Source organism: Paenibacillus sp. NPDC058071, assembly GCF_042885235.1.
In the GTDB taxonomy this organism is placed as follows: domain Bacteria; phylum Bacillota; class Bacilli; order Paenibacillales; family Paenibacillaceae; genus Pristimantibacillus.
The window spans coordinates 250709-274002 of record NZ_JBHVSK010000002.1 but is presented as its reverse complement, the minus strand read 5'-3'; the positions used below and the strand labels follow the sequence as shown (position 1 = coordinate 274002).

General features: G+C 51.2%; 11 protein-coding genes. 6 read left to right on the top strand and 5 right to left on the bottom strand.

The genetic code is table 11. The features are described from left to right. Positions 1 to 425: 425 nt before the first annotated feature. The 3 genes from ACFVTB_RS04020 to ACFVTB_RS04010 all read right to left on the bottom strand — a co-directional run bounded on the left by ACFVTB_RS04020 (position 426) and on the right by ACFVTB_RS04010 (position 4393). Entirely contained in the window at positions 426 to 656 is a 231-nt protein-coding gene (locus tag ACFVTB_RS04020; RefSeq protein WP_387745541.1) for a hypothetical protein, read from the bottom strand. A gap of 238 nt (positions 657 to 894) precedes the next feature. Beyond that, positions 895 to 2532, bottom strand: coding sequence for a response regulator transcription factor (locus tag ACFVTB_RS04015; RefSeq protein ID WP_387745538.1), 1638 nt, complete (start codon positions 2530 to 2532; stop codon positions 895 to 897). A 43-nt stretch (positions 2533 to 2575) separates the two neighbouring features. Beyond that, positions 2576 to 4393 carry a sensor histidine kinase gene (locus ACFVTB_RS04010; RefSeq protein WP_387745535.1) on the bottom strand — a complete coding sequence of 606 codons (1818 nt, stop codon included), beginning with the start codon at positions 4391 to 4393 and terminating at the stop codon, positions 2576 to 2578. A gap of 319 nt (positions 4394 to 4712) precedes the next feature. On the opposite strand from ACFVTB_RS04010, the gene ACFVTB_RS04005 reads away from it, so the two are divergent. The 4 genes from ACFVTB_RS04005 (at position 4713) to ACFVTB_RS03990 (ending at position 17290) form a co-directional block, all read left to right on the top strand. Further along, positions 4713 to 5570 (top strand): ABC transporter permease, encoded by an 858-nt coding sequence (locus ACFVTB_RS04005; protein WP_387746181.1) that lies wholly within the window; start codon positions 4713 to 4715, stop codon positions 5568 to 5570. A 15-nt stretch (positions 5571 to 5585) separates the two neighbouring features. Next, positions 5586 to 6464, top strand: coding sequence for a carbohydrate ABC transporter permease (locus tag ACFVTB_RS04000; protein WP_387745532.1), 879 nt, complete (start codon positions 5586 to 5588; stop codon positions 6462 to 6464). Between the two features lie 123 nt (positions 6465 to 6587). Then, positions 6588 to 8345 (top strand): extracellular solute-binding protein, encoded by a 1758-nt coding sequence (locus ACFVTB_RS03995; RefSeq protein ID WP_387745529.1) that lies wholly within the window; start codon positions 6588 to 6590, stop codon positions 8343 to 8345. A gap of 140 nt (positions 8346 to 8485) precedes the next feature. Next, positions 8486 to 17290: a hemoblobin-interacting domain-containing protein gene (locus ACFVTB_RS03990; protein ID WP_387745526.1), complete on the top strand. Its 8805-nt coding sequence runs from the start codon at positions 8486 to 8488 to the stop codon at positions 17288 to 17290. Between the two features lie 254 nt (positions 17291 to 17544). On the opposite strand, the gene ACFVTB_RS03985 is transcribed toward ACFVTB_RS03990, so the two are convergent. Together ACFVTB_RS03985 and ACFVTB_RS03980 are read right to left on the bottom strand one after the other, a co-directional pair. Then, positions 17545 to 18855 carry a glutamate-1-semialdehyde 2,1-aminomutase gene (locus ACFVTB_RS03985; protein WP_387745524.1) on the bottom strand — a complete coding sequence of 437 codons (1311 nt, stop codon included), beginning with the start codon at positions 18853 to 18855 and terminating at the stop codon, positions 17545 to 17547. Positions 18856 to 19957: 1102 nt separating this feature from the next. Beyond that, positions 19958 to 20998 (bottom strand): LCP family protein, encoded by a 1041-nt coding sequence (locus tag ACFVTB_RS03980; protein WP_387745521.1) that lies wholly within the window; start codon positions 20996 to 20998, stop codon positions 19958 to 19960. Between the two features lie 452 nt (positions 20999 to 21450). On the opposite strand from ACFVTB_RS03980, the gene ACFVTB_RS03975 reads away from it, so the two are divergent. Together ACFVTB_RS03975 and ACFVTB_RS03970 are read left to right on the top strand one after the other, a co-directional pair. Beyond that, positions 21451 to 22500: an ABC transporter ATP-binding protein gene (locus ACFVTB_RS03975; RefSeq protein ID WP_387745518.1), complete on the top strand. Its 1050-nt coding sequence runs from the start codon at positions 21451 to 21453 to the stop codon at positions 22498 to 22500. After that, positions 22497 to 23291 carry an ABC transporter permease gene (locus ACFVTB_RS03970; RefSeq protein ID WP_387745515.1) on the top strand — a complete coding sequence of 265 codons (795 nt, stop codon included), beginning with the start codon at positions 22497 to 22499 and terminating at the stop codon, positions 23289 to 23291. The genes ACFVTB_RS03975 and ACFVTB_RS03970 overlap by 4 nt, the downstream gene beginning before the upstream one ends. Positions 23292 to 23294 lie beyond the last annotated feature (3 nt).

Here is a 23294-nt window from a genome sequence, read left to right as displayed (position 1 = left end):
ATCGGGGTAAGAGGGTGTAAGGTACGTGGTACGAAGTGCGAAGGCGTGAGATGCGAGTTGCAAGGATGCGAGGTGTGCGGTGAGATGTTGCGAAGGTCCAAGTTGTGTGAAGTGAGCAGTGAAGATGCGTGGTAGGAGGGTGCTGGCAAACGGCAATTTCGTTACAGTTACGCATAGCATCGCATTGATACTTCATTGGGGCGGTACAGCAGCCTATGTTGAGCAACTGCTACTCTCCCCATGCGACGCAGTGCCCTGACTCACACACCTGGGTTTTAACTAGTACATTATAAAATAACTGCATTTATGCAGTTATTGGAAAGAGAATGCTTCGAAACAAGTACAATAACTGCAAAAAGGCAGTTATTCAACCAATGTTGGCCCAGAAACTGATATATCTCTAATCAATAACTGCAAAAAAGCAGTTATTGTATGCTCACGGGGATAAAATCGCAAAATAACTGCAAAAAAGCAGTTATTGCTTTCGCAGCCTTCGTAATATAAGCCATCATAGCAACCTTAGTCGCCAAAGCAGCTACAGCAACCAAAGCAACCAAAGCAACCAAAGCAGCCAAAGTCGCCAAAGTCGCCAAAGTCGCCAAAGTCGCCAAAGTCGCCAAAGTCGCCAAAGCAACCAAAGCAACCAAAGCAACCAAGCAACCACAGTAACCTCAGCAACCACAGCAATCAAAGCCACCAAAGCTGCCAAAGCCATCACAACGACCATAGTCGTCATATCCGCCACAGTCATCGTTACTTTCGTTTCTTTCATGGCCCTTCGTATGTCCGAACGACGACGAAAGGTTAAGCTCACAAAAGTAACGTTCGCGCATGCAAAAACAGGAAAGGCCGAGCAGGCGTGGACATTCCACTCCGCCTGCTCGGCCTTCTCTTTCAATTCAGCTTGTTGCGATATTCTTGCGGCGTCAAGCCATAGTGCTTTTTGAACAGCTGGATGAAGTAGCTTGGCTTTTGGTAGCCCAGCATTTGCGAAATTTCATATATTTTCTCCTCGGTTTGCGACAGCAGATCAGCAGCCTTCTCCATTCTCGCTCGCAGCATATATTCGCTGATGCCTTCGCCCGTTTCTGTCTTATAGATTTTAGACAAGTACGAAGGATTCAGGAAGACATGCGCTGATATGGAATGCAGCGAGGCGTTATCCAGATGTTCATTGATATACTCCTGGGCTTTACGGATAATACCCGAGCGGGAGTCCTTTTCTTCGGTGCGTACGGAATTGCGGTAGTTCTCGATGACCCGGAACGACCAGCTTCGCAGCTCCTCGACCTTGGCAATTGGACGACCGTTGGCGTATTCGTGGAAATCGCTGCTGATTGTGTCTGACAGCCATTGCTTGTTTTTATGAACGAGTGCAGCTAGTGTCGCCGCAATAGAGAAATAGGTCTCCAGCACATGCTCTTGCGAATCTTTCCACTGCCCCTCCAATTCTCCGAAAATGGCGTTCAGCTTCTCTTCCGCCGCCTCCCACTGCCCAATCTCCAGCAATTGCAGAAGCATGGGGGGCCGATAAAGCTCGCTGAGCAACTGAGGAGGAGTGCCTTCACGCGTCGGCTCCTTTGCAAGAGAAACGAACAGTTCTTGCTCGCTGCCGATAAAATGCCGGAAGTTGGTGATAGAAGCCTGATACATCGGGCCTGCGTCAATGGGGAAGCTTCCCGCTTTGCTTGTCAGGACGGAAATGCCTACGCGCAAATACGATTTTACGACATGCTGCAACTGAAAAGCGCGGCGCTCCAGCCAGTCTTCGGTTTCGAGGCGGACCTCTTCGGTTCCATCGCTCTCTTTCTCGCGCAGCAGGCAGACGAGAAAGCCATGCGGATCTTTGGCATGCCAAAGATCCATTCGTTCCCCGAATATTTCTTCGGCCATATTAGCCAACGCATAGTCGATTAAAGCCTCGCTATCTCCGCCCTCATAAAGACCTCCGGCATCGTCGAGCCTGAGCAGCATTACATGAAAGGAGTCGTCTTTCCGGAAAGGAATGTCATACATCGCGAGCTTTGGCATGAGCCGCTGCGGCTCGGCGGACTGCTTGCCGCTGAGCAAGTCGAGCAGCAGATATTCACGAAGCTTTGGCAGTTGCTCTCTGAGCGAGTACATGGCACGTTGGATGGAGCTGATTTCCTGCCATTCGCGCTCCAATTCCTCAATGGCATTGCTGACCGCCCCAAGCAGTTCTTCGTCGGAGGCGGGTTTAAGCAAATAGTCGCTTGACCTCAACTGCAGCGCTTGCTTCGTATATTCGAAATCGGCGTAGCCCGACAATAAAATGCATTTCGTATGTTTCCAGTTTTGTTTAATTTCTCGAATGAGCTCCAATCCCGACATGCCGGGCATGCGAATATCGGTAAGCACGACGTCGATGGGCTGTTCGTTCATAATTTCCAGCGCTTCATATCCCGAATATGCTTTAAAAACGGTGTCAATGCCCGCTTTGTGCCAAGGCAGCATTTCCGCCAAGTCATCGACCAATATCGATTGGTCGTCGATAATCAACAATTGCCGCATTGTTGTGTTATTCCTCCTTCGAGTAAATTGCAGGTGCAGCTAGCTAGGTGCTGCCGCCGTCGCGGTCTGAGCTTGAAGCTTCGACATTCGACCGAAGGCGGGCAGGCACCTCCTGCTTAGCGGCCGCAGCCGGCGCTGCGGAGAAAGACTGTTCGTTCGGCCAGTAGAGCTCGACTGCAACGCCGCCGTTATCTCGTCTCAAGATGCGAAGGCCGGCTTCTTGGCCGAATTGCAGCAGCATCCGCTGACGGGTATTCCACAAGGCGCAGCCTTTGTCCTCGCTCGGCGGCATCGAAATTTGTAGGCGCAGTTGAGCAAGCTTCTCTTCCGTCAATCCGATGCCGTCATCTGTAACGGTAATAATATTGTATCGATCGTTCTGTGAGCCGGTAACGCGAACTTCGCCTTCGCCGATCGGTTCTACGCCGTGTATGACGGCGTTTTCCACAAGCGGCTGCAGAATGAGGCGCGGTACCTCCAACATTTGCATCGCTTCGGGTATATCGATCACGAATTTCAAATCCTGCACATTCATCGATTGAATCGCAAGATAGCTCTCGACCAAGTCGACTTCCTCCCGCAAGTAGGCGGATTGTTTCTCTGAACGGGTCGTGTAGCGGTAATAACGGCTCAAGTGCAAAGCCAAATCCATGACTGAATCCTGCTTGCCAAGTCGTGTAAGACTTCGGATCAGCGTGAAACAGTTATATAAGAAATGCGGATTGATTTGCGATTGAAGCTGCTTCAGATTCGCATCTCTGGAGCGGATTGTCTCCAGATAGACATTTTGGATAAGCGTCTCTATCTGCTTGGCCATATCGTTGAAGCTGACGAGCAGGAAGTGGAACTCGTTTTTCGGATGGAACACCTTGAGCTTCGGGTATTCGCCCTTTTTCAACTTTTTAACCCCGCGAATCAATTCCCGGATAGGCACTTGAACGTTCGTATATAGCACATACGCTGCAGCCGTGCTTCCAATTAACAGGAAAAAGATCGAGATATAGAAAAGAAGATTGTTCGTCGTAATTGGACGGACGACATCTTGAATCGGCAAGTAGTCGAACAGGTACCAGCCGAGCTCGGGCATGAACACACTGCTGACCGTATATTCGACTTTGTCGAGCTTAATCCGCGAATGCTGCTGTTTGGACAGCTGCTCCAGATCAAGCTGCTGCAGCAACGCCGCTTGCAAATCCTTATCTGATCCTTTCACGGACAAAATATGGTTTTCAGAGGAAACGAACACGGCATCGCCCTTGCCGCCTTTCTTGAAGCGCTCGAGTGCCTTGACCAGTTCATCGGAGGCGAAGCTGACTTCGACGATCAAGCCGGCTTTACTGGCTGTGCTGTCCAAGGGCTCGGTAATAAAGCGAACGAATCGGGGCTGGCCCCGGTAAGGCTTGTCGACGTTCTCGGTATACTTCCATACCTTCGAATAATTTTTCTCGACCAGTTCCTCATTGAAGTGAAGATAGGAGTTGGTCGATACGAATGTCTTGGTGGCGGGCGTATAAATGCTGATCGTCGTATCCCAGGCGGAGGCGGCATTCATAAGGCGCAGCTTGTCGCTGATCCGCAGCTTCTCGTCGGTTTGCTCGTAAAGGGATGCGATTTCGATAAATTCAAGATTGCGCACGTTAAGGTCTTCGCTGATAATGAGGCCGCTTCTCGCCAACTGTGAGGCAGTCTCGTCCGTTTTCGCAGCAAAATAGGACAAATCCTTGTACATCGATTTCTCGACCTCGTTCATAACGACTTCCAGACTCGTCCGGTTCGAAAACCAGTAGAGGACGATGATCGGAATAAGCAGCATCACGATCAGGCCCATTACTTTTGTAAACGTATTCACTCGAAGCGACAAGAGCGCTCCCCTCCTCGTGGACAATGAGCGATGTGACAAATAATTGGGTATCGTTCTAAAATGTTTGGCGCAGACGAGCGAAAAAGCCCGTTGCTATACTAACTATACAGGAAGATGCTGCACTGTCAATTGGCATGCCCTACGCTGCAGATGCAGCTGCAAGCAACAAAAAGAAGGACAAAATGCGTATGCGGAGAGGATAGTGAGGATGAGTACAACGTTAAATACGGCAACCGGCCAAAAAGGTGCGGAACGGCCGAGATCCGCATGGAGCAATGGGTGGAGGGTGTTTGTGAAACGTACGTGGCCGCTGCATGTTATGCTGCTACCGGCCGTTATTTTACAAATTATATTCGCTTATTTGCCGCTCGGCGGGATTATTATCGCGTTCAAAGACTTTAAGCCATACATGGGGATGCTTGGATCGCCTTGGGTCGGCTTGGAGCATTTCAAATTCATGTTCGAGTATCCGGACAGCAAGCAGGTTATCATTAACACTGCGCTAATCGCCGGATTGAAAATAATATTCAGTATTATTGTACCGTTTACGTTCGCGCTGCTGCTGAACGAGGTTCGCTACAATCCGTTCAAACGTACGGTGCAGACGCTCGTCTACTTGCCTTACTTCATTTCGTGGGTATTCCTGGGCGGCATTCTGAACGACATGCTGTCCTCCGACGGTATCGTCAACTCGCTGCTGAACACCTGGTTCGGCCTAGAGCCGATTCTGTTCCTCGGCGACGGCAACTGGTTCCGGTTTACTGTTATCGTCAGCGACATTTGGCAGCAATTCGGTTTTGGCACGATCGTATATTTGGCTGCGCTCGCAGGCGTCAATCCAGCTTTGTATGAAGCTGCGGAGGTGGACGGCGCAGGCCGCTTTAGACAGACGATCAGCATTACGATTCCGTCGCTGCTTCCGATTGTTATCGTAGTCGGAACACTGGCACTCGGCAACATTTTGAATGCAGGCTTCGACCAAATTTTCAACCTGTATAACCCGCTTGTCTATGACAAAGGCGATATTATCGACACGTTCGTATACCGGACAGGTATTTTGAACGGACAATACAGCTTCAGTACAGCGGTCGGTATTTTTAAATCATTCGTCGGCCTTGTCTTGATCGTGATCGGCTATCGTCTTGCTTACAAATTTGCGGATTATAAAATTTTCTAAGAGGAGGTCGCGGACTTGTATCATAAATCGCCCGGCTATCGAATTTTCTCATCATTCAACTATGTGATCTTGACCATTGCAGGCCTTCTTTGCGTGCTTCCGATCGTACACATACTAGCGCTCAGCTTCAGCGCCAGCGCCCCAGCCAATGCTCATTTGGTAGGCTTGTGGCCGATTGGCTTCAACTTTGATTCCTACACGAAGACGATGTACAACCCGAACTTTCTGCGCGCTTTCTATATCGCTATTGGACGTACCGTACTAGGAACGATCATCACCATGTCAGTCATTACGCTTGCCGGCTACGCGCTGTCCAAAGACGGCGGATTGTTCAGAAGCCGCTCTAAGTATGCTTGGTTTTTCGTATTTACGATGCTGTTCAACGGCGGAATTATCCCAACCTACATGCTGATTCGCAACTTGCATCTGATGGATACCATTTGGGCGCTCGTCCTGCCGGCTTCGGTATCGGTCTTTAATATGATTTTGCTAATGAACTTTTTCAGAGCGACGCCGAAGGAACTGGAAGAGGCGGCTTTTATCGATGGTGCTGGACATTTCTCGATTTTGTTCCGCGTGTACTTGCCGCTCGCCATGCCCGCCATTGCAACCATCTCGTTATTTACAATTGTAGGCAACTGGAACTCTTGGTTCGACGGGCTGCTTTATATTAATAATTATCGCAACTATCCGCTCGCAACCTTCTTGCAAACGATTATCGTGCAGCAGGATTTCAACAAATTGAACCCCGATATTCGGATGCTCAAAAACTTTTCGGAGCGCACGGTTAAGGCCGCGCAAATTTTTATCGGGATATTGCCTGTACTGATCATCTACCCTTACATGCAGAAATTTTTCGTCAAAGGGATTGTGCTTGGTGCCGTAAAAGAGTAGAACTAAGAGGATAATAAATTAGCATCGCCCACAAGATTCTGGCATTTATTTAAAAATAATCCAGTCATATAGTGTGTATAGAGCGTTAGTAAAGCGTTCTCATTAATTTACGGGGGGAAAAAAATGCGTAACTCTTGGAAAAAAATGCTTCTCCTTTCGCTGGTCGCAACATTGGGCTTCTCATTAGCCGCTTGTTCGGGCTCGAATAACAACCCGGGCAATAGCTCGACAAATGCTCCAACGTCTGAACCGGCCAAAGATAACGACAATTCGTCGAGCAGCGCAGACGAAACCGGATGGGACGGCACAAAGTATACAACACCGATCACATTGACGACGGTTAAAGGAATTGGTACCAACTATTACTTCAAAACAGGCGAAACGATGGAAAACAACGTCCTGCAGAAGTACATGAAGGATAATCTAGGCATCGATGTCAAATACGACTGGATCGTTACTGATACAAATGACGCTTACAAAACGAAACTTCGCATGATGCTTTCCTCAGGAGACAAAATGCCGGACGTAGTCACTTATCGCGGCGATGTCGAAACGGTCAACATGCTGATCGACTCCGGTCAGTTTATGGATGTAAGCGAATTGTTTGATAAATACGCAGGCGAAAAATATAAGCAAGCGGTTGAACTGAATTCGGACACTTGGCTGCCAGTCGTACGCGACGGCAAAAAATGGGCTTTGCCGGTTCTCGATTACGCTTACAATGACGACATGGTACTCTGGCTCCGTGAAGACTGGATGGAGAAACTGAGCCTGCCAGCCCCGAAAACAGTAGCTGACCTGGAAGTCATTATGGACGCGTTCACTAACCAAGATCCGGACGGCAACGGCAAGAAGGACACGTTCGGCCTGGCACTTGGCTTCAAGAATACGTACCTGGGCTGGATGTCCGACATAAGCTGGCTGTTTGGTGCTTACGGCACGATGCCTGGCCAATGGAACAAAAGTGCGGACGGAACGCTGACGCACGGTTCGGTTGATCCGACTGCGAAACAAGCGCTGACAACACTGGCAGATTGGATGAAAAAAGGCTACATCTCGAAAGACTCCGGTTTGAAAGACGAAGTAGCCGGATCTGAGTTCTTCACGAAAGGTCAAGCGGGCGCGATCGTAGGCCGCAACTGGCTGCCAGACTGGCCGTTCGGCGACCTGCTCAACAACGTGCCTGGCGCGAGGTATAAAGCGTATCCGATTCCTGCGGGACCAGACGGCAAGATCGGCGCGCAAAGCGGCAACCCATCCGTTAATGGCTGGATGCTGATTAATAAAAACGCTAAAAACCCTGAAGCTCTTATTCGTTACTATAACTTCTTCTTCGATAACTGGGCGAACCCTGAGAAGGGCAGCATTTTCGAGAACGGCTTCGCAGAAGGCTATGACTGGGCGAAACTGCCGGACGGAACGATTACGAAAGACCCGCAAAAGTATCCAGACTTGTTCCCTGGCTACTCTGACCGTACGCACTTGGTAGAACCAGTTTATTACTCGCTGACGTTTGACGGCGCTCGTATCCCATCGTTGTATGCAGACACGATGATCAAGCTGTATAACGGCGAAGAGGCTGTGACGCCTTATGAAACGCAAACAGCTGGTGTTCGTAAACCGGAAAACCTGGAAGCGATGAAGATTGTTATGGACCAAAAGGACATTCGGATGAAAAACTACTTCCAAGGTCCTTTGACAGAAACGATGAAGCAAAAGAACGAATTGCTGAACAAATTGATCAACCAATCTTACTCGAAGATTATTTACGGCCAATCGCCAATCGAAGAGTTTGATAAAATGGTTGAAAATTGGAAGAAGTCTGGCGGCGACCAAGTAACGAAAGAAGTAAACGAATGGTACGCATCGGCTTCGAAATAATAATTGAATAAACACATTTGACTCGAAAAGGAATGCCTGCAAGTAAAATCGCAACGGCATTCCTTTTCTATTGCAAAAATTTATTAATAGGATAAATTGTTAGCGCTTTCAAATAACAGAAAGTCAGGAGGAAGCAAATAATGAGCAATCGCAACAGCAGAGGCAGAAGCAGAGGATCCTTGAAAAGTATGTTAATAGTAGCGTTATGTCTTACCGTTATATTTAGTTCTTTTCCCGGCGCATATGCCGCGCAAGCGGCGCCGGTGTCGGCCGGAAGCGACTTGACCGGTCATTGGGCGGCCGCCGAGGTCGGAAAGTGGATGGACAAAGGCTTGGCAGACCAGTACCCAGACGGTACCTTTAAGCCAAACAAACCGATAACACGAGCCGAATTCACTAAGCTGGTCAATACGCTGTTCGGGTTCCACAAGGCAGATGGTACAAGCTTTAGCGACGTGGAAGCAGGGAAATGGTATGCGGAGCATGCGGCGATCGGACGCAGTGCCGGTTATATTTCCGGTTATCCGGACGGTACGTTTAAGCCGAATCAGCCGATTACGAGACAGGAAGCGGCTAAAATGACCGCCAGTTTGTTCCGTGTTCCGGCTGCCTCTGCTGGCGAGCCTTTGCAGGCGTATGCCGATAGGGGCCAAGTGGGCGCTTTTGCGGCCGATTCGCTAGGCAGATTGGCTGCCGGCGGTTACTTGAAAGGCTTCACGGACGGAACGATTCGTCCATTAGCGCCGATTACGCGCGGAGAGGCGATTACGCTGCTCGATCGGTTAGCCGGTGAAATTTACAATAAAGCCGGCGTTTACGCCGATAAAGCGGAGCTTGGCAGGGCTATTGTCAATACGACGGACGTTACGCTGGAAAACGCCCGCATCAACGGCAATCTGCTGCTTGCGCCTGGCATCAAGGAAGGCGATTTTACGCTCAAAAAAGGCGACGTGAAAGGAACCGTCTATGTTAGCGGCGGAGGGGTCAACAGCGTTTATATCACCGATTCGACTGTAAACGATGTTGTCATTGATAAGCCGGATGGTGAAGTGCGTGTCGTATTCTCCGGCACGACCAGCGCAGGTTCGGTCACTTTGCTGACGGCAGGCCACATTGAAGCGGGACCGGGAGTGTCTGTTCAGCGCTTGGAAAGCACTGTGCCTGGTTCGACGTTGAATGGAGAAGCGTTGAAACCAGGAGAAGCCGTTTTGTTTTTGAACGGCAAACGAACGCCGCTGCAAAACGGCGGAACAGGATCAGGCGCTGCTGGCGGCTCCGGGGGAGGAACCGGCGGCGGCAATGGCGGGAATCCCGGTGGAGGGAATGGCGAGAACCCAGGTGGAGGCAACGGTGAGAATCCTGGCGGTGGCAACGGCGAGAACCCTGGTGGAAACAACGAATGGAAACTCGTTTGGAGCGACGAGTTTGACGGATCCGGCACTAACTTGGATACGAACGGCGTCAATCTCGATAAGTGGGGCTACCAGACTGGGACTGGTTCACAATACGGCCTAGACGGATGGGGCAACCAGGAAGAGCAGTACTATCGCCCGGAAAACATTAAAGTAGAGGACGGAAAGCTCGTCATAACGGCCAAAACGGATGGCTATGGCGGCAAACCATACACGTCTGGCCGTCTGTACACAGAGCCGACTTTCACGAAGACTTATGGCAAGTTCGAAGCAAAAATGTCGCTGCCGAAGGGCAATGGTCTATGGCCGGCATTCTGGATGATGCCTGCGAGCAGCGAGTACGGGGTATGGGCATCGTCGGGCGAAATCGACATTATGGAGGCAAGAGGTCGGCTGCCGCAGGAAGTGGGCGGAGCAATCCACTATGGCCGGTCGTGGCCAGGCAATAAGAGCACGAGCGAAAGCTATCATTTCGATAACGACACTGATATCACTGAAGAGCATGTTTACGGGGTAGAATGGGAACCAGGCGAACTTCGCTGGTACGTTGATGGTCAACTGTTCCAGAAGATAAACAATTGGGACAGCACCGGTGCCGATAAAGCGGCTAAATACGCTTACCCGGCGCCGTTTGACAAGCCGTTCTATATGATTCTCAACCTTGCGGTAGGAGGCGTGTTCGATAACGTTCAGGTAGACCAGTCGAAGCTTCCGGCGCAAATGACGGTTGATTACGTGCGCGTCTACGAGCCGAAGGGTAGACCGTACCGGACACCGACAGAGCCGGTGCTGGAAACTGAGCCGCTGCCGGAGCCGCACAAAGCGGCGATCGACGGCAACTACGTGCATGATGCGAACTTCGAGCAGCCAATTACGAAAGTGGCAGCTGCGGGGGATTCGCTCAATACGGAAAATTGGAATCTCGTTCATATGCCGGACTTCCAGGGTAACGGAACGGCTGCAGTCGATGTTGTGAGCGGCAAGCGTTACGCGAAGACGGAGATCACAGCCGGCGGCAACGCGGTTCACTCTGTGCAGATGATTCAGAACGTTACAGTCGGAAAAGGCCGCTGGTACAAGCTGAGCTTTGACGCGAAATCGACGAGCAATCGGGATATAACGGTGAAAATCGGCGGCGGTGAAAATCGCGGCTGGAGCACCTATTCCGACAGCATCACCTATGGCCTGACGCCAGAATTCAAAACCTACGAAATGACGTTCCCGATGGAGAAGGATTCGGACGCATTGGCTAGGCTGGAATTTAATTTAGGTCTGAACGTCAATCCGGTTTGGATCGGCAGCGTCAAGCTTGAAGAAATCGAACCGCTCGATCCGTTCAACGAGCTGAAGCCGAAGGAGCCGATTGCCGGAAACTATATTTATAACGGCACGTTCGACCTCGGACGCATGGATCGGCTGACGTATTGGAACTTCGAAGCGAAGCAGGGGGCTTCCGCGACGGCTAACGTCGACGCTATCGAACGGCAGTTCCAGGCCCGGATTACATCTGGCGGCGCCGCGGCCGCCGCGGTTACTTTATCGCAAACGGGCATTAAGCTGCAGCCAGACAACGAATACAAACTGACGTTCAAAGGGCGTGCGGATTCAGGTCGGACGATCCGAGTCGCGTTGGCCAAACCAGACGGGGAAATAACGGGCGAAATTGCTGAAATCACGTTATCTGCGACGATGGAAGACTATGAAGCCGCCTTTACGACAGGTGCGGACGCAGAAGCGAACGGCAAAGTTATCTTCCTGCTCGGCGGCCATGACGCAGACGTATGGCTGGACAACATCGTGCTGAACAATGTGAGTGAAGCTGAAGTTGAGCTGCCGCTTGCGGAGCAGTTTCTGATTCGCAACGGAGACTTCTCCAATGGCAAAACCTACTGGAACAAGCATGTGCAGGGCGACTATGGCGGCAGTACGTCTAAAGCCGACATTTCGGTCTCTAACGGCGAGATGAAGGTCGCAATCGATGACGAGGGCAGCGGCGATTATCACGTCATGCTGATGCAAAACGATTTCCAACTGCGTGCGGGCCGTACGTACGTGGTAACAGCAAAACTGAAATCATCGAAACCGAGAGAAACGGAAATTGCAATCGACGATACCTCGTATACTAAATACTTATCTCAGAGAGTTCAATTGACGGATCAGTATCAAACGCTCCAATACGAAATTAAGTTAAACGACGACAAGAGGGTTTCATTCAAATTGCTGCTGGGACAGCTGAGCGGAGCAGCAAAGCTTGGTGCGCATGACGTCTTTGTAGACGATGTCCACGTTGAACTGAAAGGAGCGAGAGAGAAAGCATTCCCTCTGCGCAACGGATACTTTACCGAAGGAGCAGCTAACTGGCAGACTCACCTGCAAGGGCAGTACGACGGTGACTCGTCAGCGGCGTTTAGCTTTGATGGGGGCGCTTTTAAAGGGGCAATTGCGAACGCAGGTGCAAACACTTGGGACATTCAACTGTCCCAAGGACCTTTCGAGCTGAAGGCAGGCAAAACGTACATCGTTTCCTTTGATGCGAGATCGACGTTGCCGCGCGCAATTGACGTCATTGCTGAAAATACAACCTTTTATCACCGTTATCTCAATCAGTTGACGCGGCTGCAGTCGACGACGAACAGCTACTCCTTTGAATTCACCATGCCTGCAGACGATGCCGCCACGCTCAAGTTCTTGCTGGGCCAGCCGCAAGAGGCGTCAGACAAACTGTCGGCTGCGCATGATGTGTTCATTGATAATGTGCGATTTGAGCTGAAAGGGGCAAGAGAGGCGACCGGCGAATTATTGCCGACAACAAATGATATTCGACTGCTGTCGCCTCCATCGCTTGAAGCTGATTCCATCGACAATGTTATTGGCAAGAACATCACGCTGGCCTTTCAAGACAATGAGCCATGGCGCAACGCGGTTACAGAGGTAGTCGTAAACGGCACGCCCGTGTCCTCCTCTGATTACAGCGTCGAGCCTGGGAAAATTGAGCTTGCGGCAAGTCTGTTCGCTGCAGAGGGACTCTATACCTTTGTTGTGAAGGCGACAGGTTATGAGCTAGCCACGGCAAGGCATAAAATTGAGGAGCAAGTCTGGACGCTATTCTGGAACGATGAATTCGACCGTTCGGGCAGCAATTTGGACACGAACGGACTTGACCTCGACAAATGGGGCTATCAGCTCGGCACCGGCTCGCAATACGGGCTGACAGACTGGGGCAATCAGGAGCAGCAATATTACCGGGAGCAAAACGTAGAAGTAACGGGCGGCAAACTGGTCTTTACCGCGAAAAACGACGGCTTTAACGGCAAACCGTACACCTCGGGCCGCGTGTTTACTGGACCGACCTTTACGAAGGAATACGGCAAATTCGAAGCGCGGATGAAGCTCCCGGAAGGGCAAGGCCTGTGGCCGGCGTTCTGGATGATGCCGGCGGATAGCGAGTACGGCGGATGGGCGTCTTCGGGCGAGATCGATATTATGGAAGCGAGAGGAAGATTGCCGGGCGAAGTGGGCGGTACGATTCACTACGGCAAAACTGCTCCGAACAATCGCGCCACAGGCGCTGAGTATCACTTCCCGAATGGTGAAAAAATATCCGATTATCACACGTACAGCGTAGAATGGGAGCCTGGCGAGCTGCGCTGGTATGTTGACGGAGAGCTTTATCAGCAGGTGGACAACTGGCATAGCTGGGGTGTCGATCAGCCTGATAAATATGCGTTTCCTGCGCCGTTCGATAAGCCTTTCTACATTATAATGAACCTTGCGGTAGGCGGAATGTATGACGGCCATCGCTTGCCGGACGCTTCCGATCTGCCGGCCAAGATGGAAGTTGACTATGTTCGCGTTTACGAATTGACGGGACGTCCATATAAGTCGCCTGTCGAGCCGTCGATGGAGCAGGAGGAGCTGCCTGCGGACGCCAAACCGGCTATTAACGGCAATTATATTTACGATCCAGGCTATGCGAATGGGATCAAGGATATTGCTGCTTCTGCAACGCCGCTCGATCCGCTTTATTGGAACTTTCTTCATACGCCAGATTTTGGCGGCAGCGGATCGGTTTCCGTTGAGCAGGTAGACGGGACGCCGTTTGCCAATGTGCAAATCGGGAATGGCGGAAACGCAGGGCATTCCTTGCAGCTGATTCAGTACGCTACGCTGGTGAAAGGCCGCAGCTACAAGCTGAGCTTCGACGCCAAGGCAGCAGGCAATCGAAGCATTAGCGTCAAGCTTGGCGGAGACGCCGACAATGGATGGGGCGCGTACACAGACAATTACGATGTGCCGCTCGCGGCGAACATGAAGCATTTTGAGTATCGCTTCCAAATGACGTCGGAAACGGACAGCGCGGCAAGGCTCGAATTCAACCTCGGCCTGAACACGAATGCGGTCTGGATCGGCAATGTCGTTCTGGAGGAAATCGATACAGCCGTTGACAGCGACGGCGCGAAGGAGCCTATGGGCAACGGCGAGCATGTATACAACGGCCGTTTTGACCTTGGCTCGATGGACCGGATGAGATATTGGAGCTTCAACAGTGAGAACGGAGCAACGGCATCCGCTTCGGTTAACCCGGCAATAAGGAAGCTCGAAGCAGCTATCTTGAATGGCGGAACGGCTCCTAATGACGTTACGCTTACGCAAAAAGGAATCAATTTGCTGCAAGGCGACAGCTATACGCTCACCTTTAGCGCGTCGGCGGACTCGAACCGAAGCATAGACGTATCCCTTCGCAGCAAGGACGGTTCGGTAACGTACGCATCGAAATCCGATTTCACAATCGGCGCCAATCCGGCAGAACAGACGTTCAGTTTCACGATGCCGGCAAATGTAACGGATACGGAAGGGCAGCTCGTTTTCGAGCTTGGCGGCAGCAATGTGGGCGTCACGCTCGATGATATCAGCTTGATCCGTACAACCGATCTGAACGTCGACTTTTCCGGCGTAGACCTGTTCCCGTTGAAAAACGGCGATTTCACAGACGGGTTGACCGCATGGGAACCGTTCACGCAAAACGGGGTTGCAGCGTTCACGACGGACGGCGGAGCAGCCCGCATCGATGTGCAGAACACGGGTGGAGAGGGCTGGAACGTCATGCTCAATCAATCGGGCTTGATTCTCAAAAAGGGCTTCACGTATGAATTTGAATTCAGAGCGAAGTCGAGCGTAATCCGGGATATCGAGGCATCGCTGGAAAATGCGGGCTATACGAGACGCTTCGAGACAGGTTCGATTGAGCTCGGAACCGATTGGAAGACTTATCGATTCAGCTTTAAGTCGGCGGTCGACGATAACCTGGCGCTCAAGTTTTTGCTTGGCAAAACAAGTCAGAGCCCGAGCGGCCCGCATCAGGTATGGATCGACGACGTCGTGCTGCGTATCCGAAACGCGCCAGTCCTCCAGCCTCCGACGATCGTGCCGGTTCGGCAAGGAAATCTCGAAGGCTCCGTCATTACGCTTCTCCATTCGCCGAATGGGGCATGGCAAGGCGCCATTACTTCTATTGAAGTGAACGGAACGGCGCTGCAAGCAGGCGATTACGTACTGGGCGCAGACTCTGTTACGCTGCATCCGTCTGCTTTTACCGGAGAAGGATCGTACACGATCCGCTTTAAGGCGACCGGCTACGCGGATGCGATAGTGGAACAGAAACTGCTGGCAGCTGACGGCAACTTGCTTGCTAACGGGAAATTTAATAATGGCGCTGCAGGTTGGGAGTACTGGACGGGAGACGATGGCTTCTCCGATTTCACGGTGGAGAACGAGCAAGCCAAATTGGATATTTTCACACATGGCGGTTTCGATCCGCAGTGGAACGTGCCGTATTCCTGGTCGACGCAGCTCTCACAAAACAACATTAGAATTGAAGCGGGCAAAATGTATGAGTTAAGCTTCCGTGCCTGGTCGACGGTTGATCGTCCGGTACTGCTGGAGCTGTCAAAGCCTGAAAATGTCATGTGGAGATTTGTAATCCCGATTACGAACGACGACACGGCGGTATATAGCAGAACGCTCCGTCCGTCTGTTAACCAGACGTTTGATCTGAAGTTTCTGCTCGGTAACATCGTAGAGAACGGATTAACAGTGCCGGCTGGCTCGCATCAAATCCGTTTTGACGATATTTTGCTGAAGGAAGTCGTAGCCGGTCCGGTTATTCAAGCCGATACGACGGATGCTAAGATTGGACAGCCGATTGAATTGACGTTTGCCGACAACGCCGCTTGGCGTGGGGCGATTACGGGCGTATATATCGACGGCGTTTCGGTTGATCCAGGAAAAGCGATTATTACGGCGGGTAAAATTACGTTGGATGCATCCTTGTTCCCTTCTGTTAAAACGTATGCCATCGTCATTAAAGCAACGGGTTATGGCAATGCCGAGCTGTCTCAGCCGATCAGCACGAATCAGCCGAACGTCGCACTAGGCAAAACGGCAACGGCGTCGACAGGCACCGCTTCGCTTGCCATCGACGGCAGAGGAACCGGGCAAACCCGTTGGGAGAGCGCTCATACAGCAAACGAATGGATAACGATCGATCTCGGCCGTTTATATGCTATCGACACAGTCGTTTTGAATTGGGAAGCGGCTTACGGGAAGGTATATAAAATTCAAATCTCAACTGCGGATGTTCCTAGCGAGAGCGATTGGACAGATGCTTACTCTGAAACGGCCGGAAACGGCGGAATCGATACGATTCAGCTCGGAGGCGCAGAAGCGAGACATATTCGTATGCTCGGTATCGAAAGAGGATTGCCTTACGGCTATTCGCTATGGGAGTTTGAAGTGTATGGAGCGCCGGCAGGCCCTGTGCTCAAAACGCCTCCTGCGCTTACAGCGGATACGACGGATAATAAGCCGGGCAAGGATATTGAACTGACTTACACTGGAGATGCCGATTGGCTGGCGGCGATTACCGGTATTAAGCTTAACGGCGCGAACGTGTCTGCGGGCTTGTATGAGTTAACTGCCGGAAAAATCGTATTGAAAGCCACCCTCTTCCAAGAGGCAGGCAGTTACAATGTTGCGGTTGCAGCGGACGGCTATGAGGATGCAATCGTTCAACAAACCATCCTTGCGGAAGTAAATCTGGCGTTGGGCAAGGCGGCCGAAGCTTCCAGTAGTACTGGTCAGGCCAATGCGGCTACTGATGGTTTAGCCGGTACTCGTTGGGAGGCCGATTGGAACGCGAATAGATCCGCGAATGAGCAAGATCCGGTGCTGGTGACGCCGGAATGGATTTCAGTCGATCTCGGCAGCGTACATTCCCTATCCAAGCTGAAACTGCATTGGGAAACCGCATACGGCAAAAAGTTTGAAGTGCAGGTAGCTCAGCCTGCGGCTGCGGGAGCGCCGTTGGATTGGGTAACCGTTCTTTCATTGGACCGCGTGTTGAACGATCCGGTGAAAATCGATCTGCTCGACTTGCCGTCCGGAACAGAAGGACGTTATATTCGGATTTATATGACAGAGAGGGGAATGCCGCCTTACGGGCCGTCCCTGTATGAGATCGAGGTATATTCGTAGGATGCAGTTAATGGGTTGTTACGAAAGTCGATCTCGATTCGTCGAAGTGATTAACCTCCAGCTTGAATAATTGAAAAGGAGCCTTCTATTCCACCTTTAAGGTGGTTTTGAAGGCTCCTTTGCATTTTTTTGGGAATCGCTTATGGGGGCTTTCCTTTTTGGGACAGTTGCTTGTCTTTTGCAGCGTGCGTCTCCCGGCGCGCGGTGCTCGTTCACACTTCGGCGGTCAAACCTCCAGTCAAATCCTTGTGACGTTACAGCTTGGACATCGCATGATCAGCGGCATCAAGCGTTGCTTGAATGTCCGCTTCAGTGTGTGCCGTCGTCAGGAACCACGCTTCGTATTTGGATGGGGCAAGGCAAATGCCTTGATCCAGCATCAGCTTGAAGAAGCGGCCGAACTTTTCGCCGTCCGTATCCTGCGCCTGGTCATAGTTGGTTACCGGGTGATCGCAGAAATGCGTGGACAGCGCGCCGCGGATGCGATTAATCGTCAGCGGTACACTGTGCCGCGCCGCGATTGCCTGCAATCCGTCAGCCAATGTCGAAGCCAGCTTGTCCATTCGGTCGTAGACACCCGGCTCGCGGAGCACTTCAAGGCATGCGATGCCGGCCGAGATAGAAGCTGGATTTCCGGCCATTGTGCCTGCCTGATAAGCGGGGCCGAGCGGAGCGACTTGTTCCATAATCGTTTTGCGGCCGCCATAGGCGCCAATCGGCAAACCGCCGCCGATAATTTTGCCGAGCGCTGTTAAATCTGGCTCAATGGCAGCATGGTCAGGGAAGGCGGAGAAGGTCTGTGCTGCACCGTAATGGAAGCGGAACGCGGTAATAACCTCGTCATAAATGACGAGCGCGCCCGCTTCGCGCGTCAGCTTGCATAGACCTTCTAGGAAGCCAGGCTTCGGCATAACCATGCCGAAATTGCCGACGATCGGCTCTACCATGACAGCCGCCGTCTCGCCGCCCCAGCGATCGAGCGCTTCTTTTAACGCATCAAGGTCGTTGAAGGGAACAGTAATGACTTCATGGGCGATGCTCGTCGGAATACCTGCGCTGTCCGGAATGCCGAGCGTGGACGGACCGGAGCCTGCAGCGACGAGTACTAGATCGGAATGGCCGTGGTAGCAGCCGGCGAATTTAATGATTTTATTGCGCTTCGTATAGGCGCGAGCGACGCGAATCGTCGTCATGACCGCTTCCGTGCCGGAATTGACGAAGCGAACCTTATCCATAGAAGGAATCGCTTCTTTCAGCATGCGGGCAAGCGTAATTTCAAGCTCGGTCGGCGTCCCGTACAGCACTCCGTTTTGCGACGCGCGAATAATCGCTTCCGTAATATGAGGGTGGGCGTGTCCAGTTATGATCGGACCGTAGGCACACAGATAATCGATATAGCGATTATCATCGACATCCCAGAAGTAGGCGCCTTCCCCCTTCTTCATAAATACCGGCGCGCCGCCTCCTACCGCTTTAAACGAGCGGGAAGGGCTGTTGACGCCGCCTACAATATGTTGCAGCGCTTCTTCGTAAAGCGCGTCAGAATGTTTGCGTTGCATAGACATGATCGAATGTTTCCTCCTTCGTAAATAACCGCTATGATCCATTATAGCTCAAGTAGCGTTTAAACGGGGCTTGTCACCTAAGTGGCGAGTTTACTTTGAGATAGAGGGAATTCTTTTTCGCTATTGCGAACGCTGGAATTCCCTCTCTCTTTTTTGCTCAAAACCGAAATCAGTGCATGATTATAAGTGAGGGGGAGCGCTGCGGGTCAGAGGGTTCTTGCGATCGCCATTAAAGCCTGATTCCTTTATCTTATCAATATTTGCGGCAGGAATCTGGCTTTAAAAGCGACCACTATCGTTTCTCCAGAATCCCTCTGCCCCTTCGCTACTCTCTCCTTTTTAGTCAAGCACTGATTTTTTTAAGTTTGATCTCTTTTTTGTTGTTGAAGATGCAGATTCAGATTCAGATGCTGAACAATACTGCTGCTGACTCTGATGAATCGTAAAGCTGAACCTACTGGTGAAGAAGTTGTTCTCACTATTTCGGTTGTTGATGATGTTGACGCCCGCAGGCTACAGTGTAAATCAAGCTTTCGCAGGAAGATGAGCCAACACAGCCTGTAAGACGCAAAATCGTCTTACAGAGTGGATTGAAGCCTCGAAAGGGGTCTGTAAGACGCAAAAGCGTCTTACAGACTGGATTGACGCCTCGAAAGGGCTTCGTAAGACGCAAAACCGTCTTACAGCCTGATTTGAAGGCTCGAAAGGGTTCTGTAAGCCGGAAAACCGTCTTACAGAGTGGATTGAAGCCTCGAAAGGGCTCTGTAAGCCGGAAAACCGTCTTACAGGCTGGATTGAAGCCCCGAAAGGGCTCTGTAAGACGCAAAATCGTCTTACAGGCTGGATTGAAGCCCCGAAAGGGCTCTGTAAGACGCAAAATCGTCTTACAGGCTGGATTGAAGCCCCGTAAGGGCTCTGTAAGCCGGAAAACCGTCTTACAGCCTGTGCGGATGCCTCAAATGGGTACTGTAAGGCGAAACAGCCACCTCAAATCAAAAACAGAAATGGCGGTGCAGGATAATCATCCTAGCACCGCCATTCATCTATACAAGCCAATCTCTCCGGCCTGTCATCTCTCCCTACTCACCATACCGCGAGTCCATTATGGGGTCGCATCCGTCGTGCCTGCAGCGTTATCGGAGCCGGGCTCCGGCGAATCGGTCGGCACCGGAATGGTATCGTCCGTAGCGAGCGTGTCTTGCACGAACGTTCTCAACTCTTCGTCGTCTCTAACGCCTACGACCGATGCGCCTCCGACTTTCAACTCGGTTACCAGCTCCATCGGCGGCAACTGAGCGTTGCCTGCTACGTGACTTTCCACGCCAAGCTGACCGAGCTTCAGCATATCAGGTACGTGCAGGTTCGTCTCGATGTAAGGAGAGACGCTTTCCAATATTTTTTGCATTTTAATAATATTCCAAGTCGATTGCATTTCCTTCGCCACCGCTTGCAGCAAGTTGCGCTGACGCTCGGTGCGGGAATAATCGCTCATTGCGTCGTGGCGGAAGCGAACGTATTGCAGCGCTTTGTCGCCATCGAGATGCTGGAAGCCGGCCTTCAAGTCGATATCATAAAGATGATTGTCGGCTTTATCCGTATAACGCATGTTTTTCTCGACTTCAAAGTCGACGCCGCCGATAGTGTCGATTAGCGCCTTGAATCCTTCGAAATCGGTATACACATAATACTGGATATCCAAACCGAGCACATCGCCTACCGTCTTCATTGCAAGCTGCGGTCCTCCAAGTGAAATAGCCGTGTTAATGCGGCCTTTGCCGTACCCTTCAATGTCGACATAGGTGTCGCGAAGGATGGAGAATAAATGAGCTTTTTTCGTAACCGGATCGAACGAAGCGACCAGAAGGGAGTCGGAACGAGGAACGTCCGTTTTTTCCAGCCCTCTGGCGTCGCCGCCCAGCAGCAAAATGTTGACGCGCTCCTTGCCTTCCCATTTCGGCGTTACATCCGGCTTTTCTTCGAACTGGCCAAACCGGGATTCCTCCTTCGGCTTGCTGAAGCTATCCAGTCCTTTAAAGACGCCGGAGCCCCAAACGATTGCGGCAACAATGAGGATCGCTACTACAACTAAGGCGCCGATCCCAATCCATTTCCAAGGACTTTTCTTTTTTGGTTGTTTACTCATGATTTTAAGAGTGCCCCTTTCAATTACGAAAAGCTAATATCTTTTAAAAAGTAAAGCTTGACCAATTGGGTTGCTCCGTTGCCCTAGGAGAGGCAATCGTTTAATATATAATAGTTTATTAGTGTTTTACTTATTTTAGCCATCGCCAGTTGCCAGCCGAATGCGGTTGTCGCCAAAAAGCGAAACCCGCGAGTTAGCGGAAACGATGAACATAGATAAGTATTTTCCAACCCTATCGGGCCTATGCAGTACGCAAGTTGAACGCTGCTGATATTAAGACGGCGATGGGGACCGTTTCGTTGCAAGTCCATCTCTTGCGATTGCATTCACAACTTAAAATTATAAAGCGGAACGTCGCATGGAAGCAAGTTTAATCAAAAACCATGGAAAATAATCGCAATTTCCTGGGAAATGTCGATGTCCCGCTGTTTTCGAGAGGAGCTACACCAGAAATGCTGGCAATTGATGTCAAAGATTTGCGAAAGCAATTCAAAGTGCAAAAGAACAGGACAGGCCTTTCAGGCGCGCTAAAAGATTTGTTCAAACGAGAGTACAACGAAATTCGTGCCGTCAAAGATATTACGTTTCAAATTCCACAAGGTGAAATATGCGGTTATATCGGCGAGAACGGAGCGGGCAAGTCGACAACGATCAAAATGTTGACCGGCATCCTCGTCCCAACCTCCGGTGATATTCGGGTTAACGGCTTCGTTCCTTATAAAGAGAGGGAGAAGTTCGTCGGCGGGATTGGTGTCGTTTTCGGCCAACGTTCGCAGCTTTGGTGGGATATCGGGGTCATCGAATCGTTCCGGCTGCTGCGCAAAGTGTATGGTGTGTCGGAGCAAGATTTCAACAAAAGACTGAACAACCTCGTAGAACGACTCGATCTTGGCGAGCTGCTGCAACGCCCGGTGCGCAAACTCAGTCTCGGTCAACGTATGCGCTGTGAGCTGGTTGCTTCCTTGCTTCATAATCCGTCCATTCTGTTTCTCGACGAGCCGACGATCGGACTCGACATTGTCGTGAAAACGGAAATTCGCGAATTTCTAAAAGAGCTGAACCGTGACGAAGGTACGACGATTTTGCTCACGACGCATGACCTGCAAGATATCGAGGCGCTGTGCTCGCGGGTCATTATGCTGGATGACGGCCGGATCATCTATGATGGCGGACTGGACGAGCTGAAGGGCCGCTGGAGCAAGGGCCGTGAAATCCAATTCCAATTCGAGCGTGTCACGCCGCTGGCGAAGCTGGAACAGCTGACAAAAGAGCTTGGCGTAACCTGGAAACAGGATTCCGAATTGAGCGCGACGATGTGGCTTCCGCACACGACTAACGTGTCGGTTGCACTGTCGATTGTAACAGGCGGAACGGATATCCGGGATATAAAAATTACGGAAACGAACACCGATGAAATCGTTCGCGAAATTTATCGTTCGGGATCTGCATCGGCAACGGCTGCGGCGGCTTTATTGAAAGAAGAGGAGCCGGCAATCCGATGATGAGCGCATACCTGGATTTTATCCGCATTCGTTTTTTGACGATGCTGGCTTACCGCGTCAATTATTACAGCGGCATCGTTATCTATGCGATCAACATTGGCGCTTACTATTTTTTATGGAAGGCGATCTACGGAGACGCCGAGACGCTTCAGGGCTTCACGCTGGCGCAAATGACGACTTACGTGGCTGTGTCGTGGATGGCGAGAGCTTTCTATTTCAACAATCTGGATCGCGAAATTGCGAACGAAATTCGGGACGGCAGCGTCGCCACGCAGTTGATCCGTCCATACAACTACTTGTTCGTTAAAATGATGCAAGGCTTCGGAGAAGGCCTCTTCCGGCTGCTGCTGTTCATGGTACCGGGCATGCTTATCGTTTGTTTGATCTTCCCGGTGTCCTTGCCGACCGATCCGCTAACGTGGGCGGTATATTTAGTCATGCTGTTTTTAAGCTTCTTAATTAATTCGCAAATCAATATTTTAACCGGTCTGTTCGCTTTCTTTGTTGAAAACAACGAGGGCATGATGCGGATGAAGCGCGTAATGGTCGACCTGTTCTCAGGCGTCCTCATTCCGATTGCCTTTTTCCCGGGATGGCTGGAGACGGTTATGAAATGGCTGCCGTTTCAGGCGATTACGTATTTGCCGAGCGCAGTATTTACCGGCAGAACGCCTCTGCATGAGGCATACGGCGTCATGGGGCTGCAGCTCGTCTGGTTCGTCATTTTGCTGGCGCCGATTGTATTCATATGGCGGGCGGCGCGTAAGCGTCTGTTCGTGCAAGGAGGTTAACGG